The sequence below is a fragment of the Pelomonas sp. KK5 genome (genome assembly GCF_001984095.1).
In the GTDB taxonomy this organism is placed as follows: Bacteria; Pseudomonadota; Gammaproteobacteria; order Burkholderiales; family Burkholderiaceae_C; genus KK5.
In genome coordinates this window covers 1-14,347 of sequence record NZ_LYVQ01000168.1, presented here as the reverse complement: position 1 = coordinate 14,347, position 14,347 = coordinate 1, and the positions used below count along the sequence as shown (strand labels likewise).

General features: G+C 68.9%; 11 protein-coding genes. 4 read left to right on the top strand and 7 right to left on the bottom strand.

All coding sequences use genetic code 11. From position 1 onward, the window contains the following. The 3 genes from B0W88_RS22460 to rpoD form a co-directional block, all read left to right on the top strand. On the top strand, positions 1-1,283 hold a 1,283-nt coding region (locus B0W88_RS22460; protein WP_144006894.1), incomplete at its 5' end, for a bifunctional diguanylate cyclase/phosphodiesterase. Beyond that, entirely contained in the window at positions 1,280-3,286 is a 2,007-nt protein-coding gene (gene dnaG / locus B0W88_RS22455) for a DNA primase (RefSeq protein ID WP_077036860.1), read from the top strand. The genes B0W88_RS22460 and dnaG, both read left to right, overlap by 4 nt. A gap of 361 nt (positions 3,287-3,647) precedes the next feature. Next, on the top strand, positions 3,648-5,843 hold the full coding sequence (gene rpoD / locus B0W88_RS22450; RefSeq protein ID WP_077036859.1) for an RNA polymerase sigma factor RpoD: 2,196 nt from the start codon (positions 3,648-3,650) through the stop codon (positions 5,841-5,843). A gap of 57 nt (positions 5,844-5,900) precedes the next feature. Here rpoD and B0W88_RS22445 read toward each other — a convergent pair whose 3' ends face one another. From B0W88_RS22445 to B0W88_RS22415, 7 genes are all read right to left on the bottom strand, one after another. Then, positions 5,901-6,194 carry a high-potential iron-sulfur protein gene (locus B0W88_RS22445; protein WP_077036858.1) on the bottom strand — a complete coding sequence of 98 codons (294 nt, stop codon included), beginning with the start codon at positions 6,192-6,194 and terminating at the stop codon, positions 5,901-5,903. Beyond that, positions 6,194-7,951 (bottom strand): PQQ-dependent methanol/ethanol family dehydrogenase, encoded by a 1,758-nt coding sequence (locus B0W88_RS22440; protein WP_077036857.1) that lies wholly within the window; start codon positions 7,949-7,951, stop codon positions 6,194-6,196. The genes B0W88_RS22445 and B0W88_RS22440 overlap by 1 nt, the downstream gene beginning before the upstream one ends. A 147-nt stretch (positions 7,952-8,098) precedes the next feature. Continuing rightward, positions 8,099-9,004: a quinoprotein relay system zinc metallohydrolase 1 gene (locus B0W88_RS22435; RefSeq protein ID WP_077036856.1), complete on the bottom strand. Its 906-nt coding sequence runs from the start codon at positions 9,002-9,004 to the stop codon at positions 8,099-8,101. Between the two features lie 5 nt (positions 9,005-9,009). Continuing rightward, entirely contained in the window at positions 9,010-9,789 is a 780-nt protein-coding gene (locus B0W88_RS22430; RefSeq protein ID WP_077036855.1) for a quinoprotein dehydrogenase-associated SoxYZ-like carrier, read from the bottom strand. Further along, positions 9,789-10,613: an ABC transporter substrate-binding protein gene (locus B0W88_RS22425; protein WP_233151806.1), complete on the bottom strand. Its 825-nt coding sequence runs from the start codon at positions 10,611-10,613 to the stop codon at positions 9,789-9,791. The genes B0W88_RS22430 and B0W88_RS22425 overlap by 1 nt, the downstream gene beginning before the upstream one ends. Further along, a complete protein-coding gene (pedF, locus tag B0W88_RS22420) occupies positions 10,610-11,068 on the bottom strand; it encodes a cytochrome c-550 PedF (protein WP_077036854.1) in 459 nt (152 codons plus the stop codon). The genes B0W88_RS22425 and pedF overlap by 4 nt, the downstream gene beginning before the upstream one ends. 184 nt (positions 11,069-11,252) lie before the next feature. Next, positions 11,253-13,232 carry a sigma-54-dependent Fis family transcriptional regulator gene (locus B0W88_RS22415; protein ID WP_077036853.1) on the bottom strand — a complete coding sequence of 660 codons (1,980 nt, stop codon included), beginning with the start codon at positions 13,230-13,232 and terminating at the stop codon, positions 11,253-11,255. Between the two features lie 192 nt (positions 13,233-13,424). Between B0W88_RS22415 and B0W88_RS22410 the strand changes: the two genes are divergently transcribed. Further along, the coding region (locus B0W88_RS22410) for an adenylate/guanylate cyclase domain-containing protein (protein WP_077036852.1) at positions 13,425-14,347 on the top strand (923 nt) is incomplete at its 3' end.

Sequence of the window (14,347 nt, the reverse complement as noted above, 5' to 3'; positions counted from 1 at the left end):
TCGCGGTCTGCCGCATCGACCTGGACCACTTCAGCCGCATCAACGCCGAGCATGGCGCCGCCGTGGCCGACGCGCTGCTGGCCCGCGTGGCGCAACGCCTGGCCCGCGCCCTGCGCAACGGACCGCGCTGGTCCGACTCGATCGCCCGGCTCGACGGCGACGAGTTCGCCCTGCGCCTGCGCATTGCCGACAGCGACGAAGCCCAGCGCGCACTGGAGCGCCTGATGGGCGTGCTGCGCGCGCCCTACCGGCTGGAGGCCGATGACGGCCGCGAACTGGTGCTGGAGCTCGGCGCCAGCATCGGCGCCACCCTGTATCCGCACGACGACGCCGACGCCGAGACCCTGCTGCGCCACGCCGGCCACGCGCTCTACCGAATCAAGCGGGCCGGCCGCAACGGCGTGCGCTTCTTCGACGCCGCCAAGCGCCAGCGCGACGAGGCCAGCCTGATCGCGCTGGCCCGCGTCCAGCAGGCGCTGGACCACCATGAGCTGCAGCTGCACTACCAGCCCAAGATCGACATGCAGTCGGGCCGGGTGCTGGGCATGGAGGCGCTGCTGCGCTGGCAGCATCCCGAGCGCGGCCTGCTGGGGCCGGCGGAATTCCTGCTGGCGACCGAGGGCACCGGCCTGGCCGTGCAGATCGGCGACTGGGTGATCGAGCAGGCGCTGCGGCAGATCTCGCTGTGGCTGGAACAGGGCCTGGCCCTGCAGGTCAGCGTCAACGTCACCGCCCGCCAGCTGCAGGCGCCCGACTTCGCCCAGCGCCTGCAGGAGCTGATCCGGCGCCACCAGCGGCCGCTGGCCCGCTACCTGAGCCTGGAGGTGCTGGAATCGGCGGCGCTGGCCGACGTCGAGGCCACGCAGCAACTGATCCTGCGCTGCCGCGAGTTCGGCGTTCGCTTCGCGCTGGACGACTTCGGCACCGGCTACTCCACCCTCACCTACCTGAAAAAGCTGCCGGTGGACGAGCTGAAGATCGACCGCAGCTTCGTCCAGCACATGCTGACCGACGCGCAGGACATGGCGCTGGTCGAAGGCGTGATCGGCCTGGCGCGGCACTTCGGCGCCGAGGTGATTGCGGAGGGCGTGGAATCCGCCGCCCACGCCCGCGCGCTGCTGCGCCTGGGCTGCCAGCAGGGCCAGGGCAACGGCATCTCGCCGGCCCTGCCGGCCGAGGAGGTGCCGGGCTGGATGGAGGCCTTCGCGCGCATGCCCTGGCTGACCCGCCAACCCGAGCCGGTCCGCGAGCCGGTCCGCGAGCCGAATAAACTCGCGGGGTGATCCCACCCGGCTTTATCCAGGACCTGCTCGCCCGCGTCGACATCGTCGAGGTGGTGGGCCGCCATGTCGAACTGAAGAAGGCCGGCATCAACCACAAGGGCCTGTGCCCCTTCCACGGCGAGAAGTCGCCCAGCTTCATCGTCAGCCCGACCCGCCAGACCTACCACTGCTTCGGCTGCGGGGTGCACGGCAATGCGGTGGGCTTCCTGATGGAACATACCGGCGCCGGCTTCGTCGAGGCGGTGGAGGACCTGGCCCAGCAGGTGGGCATGCAGGTGCCGCAGGACCAGCGCTCGCCCGAGGAGCGCCAGAAGGCCCAGGAACAGAAGGCCCGCCAGAGCAGCCTCACCGAGCTGCTGGAGCGCGCCGCGAAGCACTACCAGGCCCTGCTCAAGAAAAGCCCGCGCGCCATCGACTACCTGAAGCGCCGCGGCCTCACCGGCCAGATCGCCAAGCAGTTCGGCCTGGGCTACTCGCCCGAAGGCTGGCGCACGCTGGCCAGCGCGGTGCCGGACTATGCGGACGACAGGCTGGTCGAATCCGGCATGGTGATCGAGAGCGACGAGGACAAGCGCTACGACCGCTTCCGCGACCGCATCATGTTCCCGATCCGCAATGTGCAGGGCGAGACCATCGGCTTCGGCGGCCGCGTGCTGGACAAGGGCGAGCCCAAGTACCTGAACTCGCCGGAGACGCCGGTCTTCAGCAAGGGCCGCGAGCTCTACGGCCTGTACGAGGCCCGCACCGAGCTGCGCCGGCGCGGCTATGTGCTGGTGGTCGAGGGTTATATGGACGTCGTCGCCTTGGCCCAGAGCGGCTTCGGCAATGCGGTGGCCACGCTGGGCACGGCCTGCACCGCCGAGCATGTGCAGAAGCTGTTCCGTTTCACCGAGAGCGTGGTCTTCAGCTTCGACGGCGACGCCGCCGGCCGCCGCGCCGCCGGGCGCGCGCTGGAAGCCGCCCTGCCCCACGCCAGCGACACCCGCAGCATCAAGTTCCTGTTCCTGCCCACCGAGCACGACCCGGACAGCTATGTGCGCGAGTTCGGTGCCGACGCCTTCGAGCGCTGCGTGGAGGAGGCGATCCCGCTCTCGCGCCAGCTGATGGAGGTGGCCGCCGAGGGCAGCGACCTCGGCACCGCCGAAGGCCGGGCCCGGCTGCTCTCCAACGCCCGGCCGCTGTGGAACGCCCTGCCCGCCGGCCTGCTCAAGCGCCAGCTGCTGGGCGACCTGGCCCGCCGCGCCCAGTTGCCCGAGCAGGAGCTGATGGCCTTGTGGCCGGCCGGCGCGCCGGCCGAACGCGCGCCGGCGCGGCCGCGACAGCATCAGCAGCAGCCCCATCAGCATGCGGCGGACGACGAGCACCCCGGCTGGCATGACAGCTACGAGCCCGACCCCGCCGACTTCGTCGCCGAACCCTCGGCGACCTACGACGTCGCCCAGCCGGCCGAACACGAGCCCCAGCAGGCCTGGAAGCCCCGCAAGACCGAGTGGAAGAAGGACTGGAAGCCCTCGGGCGGCGGCGGCAAGTGGAAGGGCCGCCGCGAACCCGAGGACGAGACCCTGGGCATGCCCCGCGCCCGCCCCGCCCAGCCCGCCGACAACGCCCTGCGCATGCTGCTGCTCAGCTGCGACTGGTGGGAACAGCTGAGCCCGGACGACCAGCAACTGCTGCACGCGCTGCCCGGCTCGCACGGCGAGCTGATCGCCTGGCTGGAGCGCTACCTCGTGAACCACGGCGCCGTCGCCTGGAGCGTGCTGGAGCAGGCACTGCGCGACGACGGCCTGCTGGCCGGCGCCGAACGCACGACCGGCGGCCTGGTCGTGCAGGGCGAGCTGAAGTTCGACCAGATGCAGGAGGTGATGCGCCAGCTCTGGATCCTCGAGCTGAAAGCGCAGACCGACCGGATGCTGGCCGCCGGCAACCTGCAGGGCGAGGCGCTGGAGCGCTTCCGCCAGCTGCACGAACAGTTGCGCCAGTTGCGCGCCGCGGTACCCGCCTGAATCGGGAGTTAGCAAATTCTTTGATTTGCGCCCTATAATTAAGGGTTTTCGAGCGCGTCAAGAGTAACGGCAAGTACTTCCGGACCCGGCCCCCCAGCAGAACACTGGGCACCCATCAAGTGGCCACCCTTTATCCGCCAAGACTTGCAAACACAAACGTTCACGCCAGCTTGCACGCGCCACGCCTTGAAAAGACGACGATCTGCGTCATCTTCCCAAGACGTCCGAGAGCCGCCTGGGCCGAGCTCCGCAACTGCAAAGTTGCGCAGTACGCGGCCCCAGGTGGCTGCTGCATTGGCAGATCGAAAAAATTTTTGTTGACCCGTCCGCGCCGCCCGCTCACCTTCCGAGGACCTCCTGCATGACCGCCAAGAAAACCACCGAGACCGCCGCCAAGCCGCCCCGCGCCACCAAGGCTGCCGCCAAGTCCAGCGATGAAGCGGTGACCGACGTCGCGGTCGAGGACAAGCCCAAGCGCGGCCGCAAGCCCAAGGCTGCCACCGAGACCAAGAAGCCCGCCGGCAAGGCCGCGGCCGCCGAGGTCGAGGACGTGGACCTGTCCGACCTGGAAGAGGACCTGGAAGGCGAGCCGGAAGAGGCCGTCGTCGAGGAAGTCGCCGAGGACAAGCCTAAGGCCAAGCCGCTGCGCATGAAGGTCAGCCGCGCCAAGGAGCGCGCGCTGATGCGCGAGTTCGGCCTGGAAGAGACGGCGCTGACCGAAGAGGAAGCCGCCAAGCGTCGCCACGAGCTGAAGACGCTGATCAAGATGGGCAAGACCCGTGGTTTCCTGACGCACCAGGAAATCAACGACCACCTGCCTGAGAAGCTGGTCAACGAGGAAATCCTCGAGGCCATCATCTCGATGCTCAACGACATGGGCATCGCCGTCTACGAGCAGGCCCCCGACGCCGCCACGCTGCTGATCCAGGGCAACTCCTCGCCCACCGCTACCGAGGAAGAAGCCGAGGAAGCCGCCGAAGCCGCGCTCTCCACCGTCGACTCCGAATTCGGCCGCACGACCGACCCGGTGCGCATGTACATGCGCGAGATGGGCACGGTCGAACTGCTGACCCGTGAAGGCGAGATCGAGATCGCCAAGCGCATCGAAGGCGGTCTGCAGGCGATGATGCTGGCCATCTCGGCCTCGCCGACGACGATCGCCCACATCCTTGAGTTCTCCACCAAGATCCGCGCCGGCGAGATGCAGATCTCCGAGGTGGTGGACGGCTTCGTCGCCGCCGACGAGGCCGACGACTACGTGGCCGAGGAAGACTTCGACGAGTTCGACGAGGAAGACGACGACGACGGCAACGGCGGCTCCAAGGCCCTGACCAAGAAGCTCGAAGAGCTGAAGAACGCCGCGCTCGTGAAGCTGGACAGCCTGTCGAGCAACTTCGACAAGATGCGCAAGGCCTTCGAGAAGGACGGCTACAAGTCGGCCAACTACAACAAGGCTCAGCAGGCGATCAGCGCCGAGCTGATGACGATCCGCTTCACCGTCAAGACCATCGAGAAGCTCTGCGACATCCTGCGCTCGCAGGTGGACGACGTGCGCCGCTACGAGCGCGAGCTGCGCAAGATCGTCGTGGACAAGTGCGGCATGCCGCAGGAACACTTCATCAAGACCTTCCCGCCCAATGCGCTGAACCGCCAGTGGGCCGAGAAGGAAGCCGCCGCCGGCAAGAACTACTCCGCCGTGCTGGGCCGCAACCTGCCGGCCGTCCAGGAACTGCAGCAGAAGCTGATCGACATCCAGGCCAAGGCCGTCGTTCCGATTGATGACCTGAAGGACATCAACAAGAAGATGAACGAGGGCGAGAAGGCCTCGCGCGACGCCAAGAAGGAAATGATCGAGGCCAACCTGCGCCTGGTCATCTCCATCGCCAAGAAGTACACCAACCGCGGCCTGCAGTTCCTCGACCTGATCCAGGAAGGCAACATCGGCCTGATGAAGGCGGTGGACAAGTTCGAATACCGCCGCGGCTACAAGTTCTCGACCTACGCGACCTGGTGGATCCGCCAGGCGATCACCCGCTCGATCGCCGACCAGGCCCGCACGATCCGCATCCCGGTCCACATGATCGAGACGATCAACAAGATGAACCGCATCTCGCGCCAGCATCTGCAGGAGTTCGGCTACGAGCCGGACGCCCCGACGCTGGCCGAGAAGATGGAGATCCCCGAGGACAAGATCCGCAAGATCATGAAGATCGCCAAGGAGCCGATCTCCATGGAGACCCCGATCGGCGACGACGACGATTCGCACCTGGGCGATTTCATCGAGGACACCAACAACACCGCGCCGATCGAAGCGGCGATGCAGGCCGGCCTGCGCGACGTGGTGAAGGACATCCTCGACTCGCTGACCCCACGCGAAGCGAAGGTCCTGCGCATGCGCTTCGGCATCGAGATGTCCACCGACCACACGCTGGAAGAAGTGGGCAAGCAGTTCGACGTGACGCGCGAACGGATCCGCCAGATCGAGGCGAAGGCGATCCGCAAGCTGAAGCACCCGAGCCGCTCGGACAAGCTGCGTACGTATCTCGACAACCTGTAAATCACCGTTCGGTGAAATAAGGACAAAGGGGCTGGATTCTTCCAGCCCCTTTTTTCTTCATTTCGCCGGGGTGCTCACCCAGGCCACGCACCAGCCGCCATTGGCGATGTGCTTGCGCCCGAACATCGCGCAGCCGGCCCATTCATCGGCCTTCGCGCCCTGCCAGAAGTTGCAGTTCGAGCAGCGCTGCTCGGGCCTGTGCTGCGGGTACTTCTTCGCGTCGACCTTGCGCGTGTCCTCGCGGTAGCCGATGCCCTGGGCCTGTTCGCTCGCCTCGTCCACATGGGCGCCGGCCTGGGCCAGCGCCAGCGAAGGGCACGCGCAAGCAATGACGAACGTGCGCCTTTGCATCACATCGCCTTCGGCAGCTTGAACACCCAGACCATGCCGCCCTGTTCGAGCATGCTGACCTTCTTGGCCACCTCGCCGCCCCACAGCGGCACCGCGCCGCCCCAGCCGGAGACGACCGAGACATACTGCTCGCCGCCCTGCATCCAGGTCACCGGCGGCGCGACGACACCTGACCCCGTCTGGAACTGCCAGACGACCTTGCCGGTCTTTGCGTCCGCGGCCTTCAGCCAGCCCTCGGGCGTGCCCCAGAAGACCAGGTTGCCGGCCGTCGTCAGCACGCCGCCCCACAGCGGCGCGCCGTTCTTCACCTCCCAGACGATCTTGCCGGTCTTAGGATCGATCGCGCGCAGCGCGCCGATGTAGTCGTCGTTGATCGTCTTGATCGTGAAGCCGGCACCCAGGTAGGCCGCGCCCTTCTTGTAGGTGATCGGCTCGTTCCAGATCTCCATGCCCCATTCATTGGCCGGCACGTAGAAGAGCTTGGTCTGCGGCGAGTAGGCCATCGGCATCTGGTTCTTGCCGCCGAGGAAGCTGGGCGCCGAGAAGATCGACTTGCCCTTCTTGCCGTCGGCGCTGGCCACCGGATCGCCGGGCCGGCCCTCGGGGATGAAGTTCGGCTTGCCGGTGGCGAGGTCGATGCTGCTGGCCCAGGTGATCTTGTTGACGAAGGGGAAGGCGTTCTTCAGCTTGCCGGTGTTCGCGTCGATCACGTAGAAGAAGCCGTTGCGGTCGGCCTTGCCGCCGACGCGCTGGCCGTCCATGTCGAAGGTGACGAACTCGTTGACGCCATCGAAGTCCCAGCCGTCGTTGGGCGTGCCCTGGTAGTGCCACTTGATCTGGCCGGTCTTCACGTCGATGGCGACGGTGGAGCAGGAGAACAGGTTGTCGCCCTCGCGCAGGTGGCTGTTCCACGGGGCCGGGTTGCCGGCACCGAAATAGGCCAGGCCGGTCTTCGGGTCGAAGGTGCCGCCCAGCCAGGTGGCCGCGCCGCCGGTCTTCCACAGGTCGCCCGGCCAGCTCTTGCCGGCGGTGCCGGAGATGCCGTTCTCCTTCCGGTTGCCGTCCTTGTCGTAGGTGTAGCCCATATGGCCTTCGACGGTCGGCCGGCTCCAGACCAGCCGCCCCGACTTCGGATCACGCGCCTCCACGCGGCCGACCACGCCGAACTCGCCGCCCGACACGCCGGTCAGCAGCAGCCCGCCCGCGATGATCGGCGCGGCGGTGGCCGAGTAGCCGGCCGCGTAGTCGTCGATCTTCTCCTTCCAGACCACGTCGCCGCTGGCCTGGTCCAGCGCCACCAGCTGGGCGTCCAACGTGGCGAAGATGACCAGGTTGTCGTAGAGCGCCGCGCCGCGGTTGACCACGTCGCAGCAGGGCATGATGCCTTCGGGAAGCCGGTGCTCGTACTTCCACAGCTTGGCCCCGGTGGCCGCGTCCAGCGCGAAGATGCGCGAGTAGGAGGCGGTGACGAACATGCGGCCGCCATGGATCAGCGGCTGCGACTCCTGGCCGCGCTGCTTCTCGCCACCGAAGGAAAAGGCCCAGACCGGCGCCAGCCCCTTCACGTTGGCCGTCGTCACTTGCTTCAGCGGCGAGTAGCGCTGGCCGTCGGTGGACAGGCCCCAGGACAGGACCTCCTGGCCGGACTTGGCGGCGGCCTCGATCGAGGCATCGCTGACCGGTGTCACGGCGCCCGGTGCGGCCGCAGCGCCGCCGCAGGCGACGAGGAAGGACAGGGTCGATAGCTTGAAGCGCATGGTGCTTGTCTCCTTTGGTGTAGGTAGGTAACGCCGAGGTTCAGCGCAAGCTCCATGCCATTCGCCGCAGCACCCGCCGGCCCCTTCAGCGGCCGAAATTCCCCGGGGCTAACCCGGGCCGCAGTGCTCCATCGCTGAGCAGTGCGCTCAGCGCTGCAACAGCGGCTGTTCGTAGCGCGGGTACAGCTGCATCACATTGCGCGGGTACTCGGTCTCGAAGGCCGCCCAGGCGCGGAACTCCTCGGGCACCGGCAGGCGCAGCAGCTCGTTGATGTCCAGGCCCTGCGCGGCACCGCGGCGCAGCCGGGCATCGAGCCAGCCGAGGTAGCGCACGGTCGACTGCAGGCCCTCGATGCCGCCGTCCACCGGCCCGTGGCTCGGCACGACCCGGCGCAGCGGCAGCGCGGCCAGCCGTGCCAGGCTGCCCTGCCACTCGGGCAGCCGCGCATGCGGCGTCGTCGGGATGCGCCGCGCGAACACCAGGCCGCCGGCGAAGGCGATGCCGCTGGCGCGGTCGATCAGCACCAGGTCGCTGCCGGTGTGGCCATCCAGTTCCAGCAGCTCGATCTCGCGCCCGCCGAGCGTGGCAAGACCTGGCCCCGCATCGACGTCCGGCAGCAGCGCCTCGGTGCCGCGCATCCAGTCGCCGCACAGGCGATAGAGGTTGTCCTCGTAGGCTTTCGCCTCCCGCTGCATGCCGGCCCGGGTGGCCGGCGTGGCGGCGCGCGGCACGTCGGCGAAGGCCTGGTTGCCGAGGAAGTAGTCGGGGTGCTGGTTCAGGTGGATCACGCGGGCGACCGGCTGCCGCGTCGTCCTCGCGATCAGCGCGCGCAGCGCCTCGCCGTAGCGCCGCGACGGACCGGTGTTGATCACCAGCACACCCGCGCCGGTGACGATGAAGCCGGTGTTGATGATGTTGCAGCCGTTGGCGGGCGCGAAATCCGCGTTGGTGCCTTCGACCACGTAGACGCCCGGCGCCAGTTCGCGCGCCTTCAGCGCATAGTCGGCGGCGCGCACCTCGCGCAGCGCCAGCATCAGCAGGGCCATGAACATCCACCTCACTCGATGATCCTTGCGATCCGGTTGCCGTTGTTGTCCGAGCCGACCAGCTTCAGCGGCCCCGGCGGCAAGGGGCCGAAATCGAAGCTCAGCACCGGGTTCTCGCTGAGCGGCTCGTAGGTCCTGAGCCGCAGCAGCTCACGGCCGGCAGCCTCGAAGACGGCCAGCCGGTTCATGTAGAAGGCCGGAATGCCGTTCGCCAGGCCGGTGTCCATCGGATGCATCACGCGCAGCCGCAGCCGCGTGCCGCCGTCGTTGCGATCGAAGCGCCGCGCACCGACCTCGCCCAGCGTGCGCGCCCACGACCCGTCTCGACGCGAGGCCCCCGGCACCGTGCAGCCCCCGCCCGCCGCATCGACCCAGGCGCCGCCGACATGCCACACGCCGTCGCGCGTCTTCACCGCCGCCCGCACCGGGCTCGCCTGCTCCAGCTTGAAGCGGAAGTTGATGGCGGGCAGCACGACGTCCGGCACCAGCGGCTGGAACTCCAGCACCTTGCGGATCGGGTTGCGGTCGACGATGACGACGATCTGCACGACGTCCGTCAGGCCGCGCACCGAGACGCTGACGGGCACGTTCATCGGGTCCTCGGCGAAGGCCGGCGCCTCGACGAGCACATGGTCCGGATCGAACAGCACGACGGCCTTCTCGCCCAGGTAGCCCCGCTTCAGCTCGGGCCACTGCAGCGAGCCGAAGGGATCGCCACCGGTCTGCGTCAGCGCCGGCATTGCAATGGCGCTCAGGGCCAGCGCCAGGAAGGCCAGCGTGGCCCTCAGCATCAGAGCCGCCAGCCGACGTTGTGCCGCTCGAAGATGGCCTTCAGCCGGCCCGATGACGTGATCTCGTTCATCGCCGCCTGCAGCGCCTCGGCGAGGTCGCCGGCATCCTTCTTCACCGCCAGGCCCGCGGCCCAGCCATTGCGCGGCGCCTGGGGCATCGGCAGCGGTTCGATCGCATAGCGCGCCTTGCCGCGCAGCACCGATTCCAGCTCCGACACCTCGCCGGCCGCCACCACACACTCGCCGCGCAGCAGCGCCTTCGCGCATTCGACGCCGTCCTTCCAGGTGGTCGTCAGCGTCGCCTTGTAGGCGCCGGCATCGGCACCGATCAGCAGCCAGCCCGACAGCGACTGGCCGGCGACGGCGATCTGCTTGCCCTTCAGCTCGAACATGCCATCGAGCTTCGGCATCGCCTCCAGGTCGCGCGCCAGCGCCAGCCGCTCGCGGTAGTAGGGCGCGAACACGCTGACCTGCGGATTCGCGTCCATCAGCGGCCGCTCCACCGGCACATGCATCAGCACGTCCGCCGGGCCGTAGCCGAGGTAGTGGCCCTTCCAGACCATGTTGCGCAGGTCGTCGCCCATGTCCTCGCCGGCATCGAAGGGCAGCAGCGAGAGCCGCACCTTCAGCGCCTCGGCCAGCGCCTGCGCGAGCTCCACGTCGATGCCCTTGCCGTCATCGTGGAAGGGCGGCATCTCCTTGTAGATGCCGACGACCAGCGCGCCGCGCTCGCGCACCTTGGCCAGCGAGGTGGCCCAGGCCGAGAGACCGGCCAGGCCCAGGGCCGTCGCGGCCCCGTAACGCAGGGCAGCACGCCGGTTCACAGCGGCTTCTCCCGGCGCGATTCCAGATAGGCCTTGATCGCCCAGATCGCTTCCTGGTCGAACACGCCCTCGAACGGCGGCATGTAGACGGCGCCGTTGCGGGTGCGGCCATGGCGCACCGTGGTCAGGAAGTACTCGTCGTTGTCCTTGACGCAGGCGGCCTTGCGCTTGTCGTCGCGGGTGGTGGCGCAGTCGTTGTCCAGGCGGCGCAGGTCCGGCGCGATGCCGCCGGAGATCGCCTCCAGGCCGTGGCAGCGGGCGCAGTTCTGGTTGAAGGCGGAGGAGCCCACCTTGATCGCTGCATCGTTGCCGCGGTAGGGGTTCTCGGCCTTCCAGTCGGTGCCCAGCTTGGGCAGGCCCGAGGTGTCGACGGCCTGGGGCACGACGTCGCCGTGGGCCCAGGCGAGGCTGGCGGTGAGGGCCGCGCAGGCGAGGAACGCAAAGGGGGTCTTCATCGATCTTGTCTCCGTGCATGTGTTCTGAAGCAATCCTTCAGCCGGCTTTCTGCAAAGCCCATGCCACGGCGCGCAGGCCATCAAGCTGACCCGCGCAGGAACGCCTCAGCGCCTCACTGCGACAAAAAGTGACAGTCGGGAAGGTGCAGCCCCAGGGAAAGCACGGGGCGCGATCTGATCGCCGCTAGGGCTCGCCGCGCAGCTTGCGGTAGATCGTGTTGCGGCTGATGCCCAGCTGCTTGGCGGCGGCCGAGACATTGCCGTCGGTGGCCGCCAGCGCGGCGCGGATCATCGCCAGCTCGGCCTTCTCCAGCGTGGCCGGCGGCTCGGGCGGTGGCGGCTCGGCGGGCGTGGCCTCGCCGACCGGCGTCGTCATCGACATCGCGAACACGGGCGCCGGCGCCCTGCCCGGCCCGCGCGCCTCTTCCAGGAAATCGTCCGACAGGTGCAGCGGCGTGATCTGCCGCTCGCCGGCCGACATCACCGCCGCCGTGCGCAGCACGTTGGCCAGCTGGCGGATGTTGCCGGGCCAGGCGTAGCGCCGGAACATGTCCAGCACCTGCGGGCTCAGCTCGGGTGGGTCCTGTGGCCGCTCGGCCAGCAGGATGCGGCGCACCAGCGCCTCCAGGTCGCTGCGGTCGCGCAGCGCGGGCAGGCGCAGCGCCAGGCCGTTGAGGCGGTAGTAGAGGTCCTCGCGGAAGGTCTGCGCCTCGATCATCTCGCGCAGGTTGCGGTGCGTGGCGCCGATCAGCGCGATGTCCACCGGGATGGCCTTGCTGCTGCCCAGCGGCGTCACGCTGCGCTCCTGCAGCACGCGCAGCAAGCGCGCCTGCAGCGGCAGCGGCATGTCGCCGATCTCGTCCAGGAACAGCGTGCCGCCGTTGGCCTGCACGATGCGGCCGACCGCGCCCTTGCGGCGCGCGCCGGTGAAGGCGCCGTCCTCGTAGCCGAACAGCTCGGACTCGATCAGGGACTCGGGGATCGACGCGCAGTTCACCGCCACGAAGGGCTGGCGTGCGCGGTTCGACTCGTTGTGCACCGCGCGCGCCAGCAGTTCCTTGCCGGTGCCGGTCTCGCCCAGCACCAGCAGCGGGATGTCCCGGTTGACCACGCGGCGCAGCTTGCCGACCAGCAGCTCCACCTGGGCATCGCCGGTGCGCAGGTACTGCAGGTCCAGATGCGGCTGCTCGATCGGCATGCAGGGCTGCGGCGCGACGGCCGGCGGCATGGCCGCCCGCTCCACCCCGCCGAGCGCCAGCGCACGCGCCGGCCACTCGCAACGCGCCATCGCATGCAGCACCTGCCCGCCCGGCAGCGCCAGCCGCATCGGCGCCGGCATCGGCAGGCTGAAGTGGTCGTGGATCGCCGACGGCGTGGTGCCGAACAGGCTCATCACGCTCTGCGCCCGCAGCGCCGCGCCGCTGAGGCCCAGCAGGTCCATCGCCGCACGGTTGGCGCCGACGATGCGGCCGTCCGGCGCCATCACGACGATGCCCTCCAGCAGCGAGCCGATGAAGGCCGCATGCGCGTGGAAGTGCAGGCGCACCCGGCTGTTGAAGTCGTCGGACAGCCAGTGGTTCTCGATCATCCGCGCCGACATGCGCACCAGGCCCATCGTGTGCTGGTGGTAGCCGCGCTGGTCGCCGGTCACGTCCAGCACGCCCAGCACATTGCCGCGCGGGTCGAAGATGGGCACGGCCGAGCAGGTCAGGAAATGGTTGGCGTGCATGTAGTGCTCATGCGCGTGCACGAGCGTGGCCACCTCCTCGAACAGCGCCGTGCCGATGGCGTTGGTGCCCTTGGAGTGCTCGGCCCAGTTGGCGCCGGGCGCCAGCGCGACCTTGTCGGCGCGCTGCAGGAAGTCGTCGTCGCCGACGGTGTGCAGGATGGTGCCCTGCGCGTCGGTCAGCACGATCATGCTTTCGCTGTGCACGATCTGCTCCAGCAGCAGCTGCATCACCGGCGCGGCGTGGTTGCACAGGCGCTGGTTGCGCTCGCGGGCGAGGTTCAGGTCGCTGCGGATCAGCGGGCCGAACTCGCGCCGCTCGCCGCGGGTCAGGCCCAGCGCCGCGCTGCGCTGGTGGGAGCGCTGGATCAGGTCCTGCCGAGGCGCGCGGACGGCCAGTTCCGCGCTGGCGCCAGGTTCTTCACTGCTACTGCTCATGCCGCTTGTCTCCTGCTGCGGGGCTGCTCGAGAGGCGCCCCGTCGTTGGCGGCATGGTGTGGCAAAGCGCAGCGGGTGTCCAGCGAGGCCGCCAGGCGGACTGCTCCGTTCTGTCACAGTCGGTGTCCGTCGACAAGCCCCGCTACACTGCCCAATATTTCACGCTCGCCGCGTCCTTCTTCCTCACCGTTCATGACAGAAATCCGCGAACGCACCGTCCTGTTTGCCGACCTGCGCGGCAGCACCGGCCTGTTCGAGACGCTCGGCAACGCCGAGGCGACGGCGGTGGTGACGCAGACGGTGCGCCTGCTGGGCCAGGCGGTGGACGAATGCAGCGGCCGGCTGGTGAAGACGCTGGGCGACGGGCTGATGGCCGTCTTCGACGCCCCGCGCGACGGGGTCAAGTCCGCCGCACGCATGCACGAGCTGCTGGCCAAGGCGCTGGCCCGCAGCAACAGGCAGCGCGGCGCCACCCCGCGCACGCTGCACCTGCAGGTGGCGCTGGCACGCGGCGAGGTGGTGGAACTCAATGGCGACTGCTTCGGCGACGCCGTCAACGTGGCGGCCCGGCTGCTGGACCACGCCGGCGACAGCGAGACGCTGATCACCGCCGAGGTGCTCGCCGGCCTGACCAGTCAGATCAAGAACCGCTTCCGCAGCCTCGACCTGATCGCCATCCGCGGGCGCGCCGAGCCGGTCCACGTCCACGTGCTGGACAAGCCCAGCCACGGCGACCAGCCGGCCACGCAGTTCGGCGAGCCGGTGCAGAGCACCGAGCCGGACGGCATCCGCCTGGTCTGGCTGGACCTGGACCGGGTGTTCGACATCGACAGCATGCCGGTCGTGCTGGGCCGCAGCGTGCAGGCCACCTACTGCATCACCGACGGCCGGGTCTCCCGCTCGCACGCGCGCATCGACTGGCACGGCGGCAGCTTCTCGGTCACCGACCTGTCCTACAACGGCACCTTCGTGCGCTTCGGCGCCGACGGCGAGGTGCTCAGCCTCAAGCGCGGCGGCTGCACGCTGCACGGCAGCGGCGCCATCGGCCTGGGCAGCCCGCCCAGCGACCTGGCCTCGCCGACCGTGCGCTTCGAGGTGCTGCACTTCGCCGATAC

Excerpts from the sequence above, each read along its gene's own strand:
- rpoD (WP_077036859.1), top strand. The coding sequence starts at position 3,648 with ATGACCGCCAAGAAAACCACCGAGACCGCCGCCAAGCCGCCCCGCGCC.
- B0W88_RS22445 (WP_077036858.1), bottom strand. The coding sequence starts at position 6,194 with ATGCAAAGGCGCACGTTCGTCATTGCTTGCGCGTGCCCTTCGCTGGCG.
- B0W88_RS22440 (WP_077036857.1), bottom strand. The coding sequence starts at position 7,951 with ATGCGCTTCAAGCTATCGACCCTGTCCTTCCTCGTCGCCTGCGGCGGC.
- B0W88_RS22435 (WP_077036856.1), bottom strand. The coding sequence starts at position 9,004 with ATGTTCATGGCCCTGCTGATGCTGGCGCTGCGCGAGGTGCGCGCCGCC.
- B0W88_RS22430 (WP_077036855.1), bottom strand. The coding sequence starts at position 9,789 with ATGCTGAGGGCCACGCTGGCCTTCCTGGCGCTGGCCCTGAGCGCCATT.
- pedF (WP_077036854.1), bottom strand. The coding sequence starts at position 11,068 with ATGAAGACCCCCTTTGCGTTCCTCGCCTGCGCGGCCCTCACCGCCAGC.
- B0W88_RS22415 (WP_077036853.1), bottom strand. The coding sequence starts at position 13,232 with ATGAGCAGTAGCAGTGAAGAACCTGGCGCCAGCGCGGAACTGGCCGTC.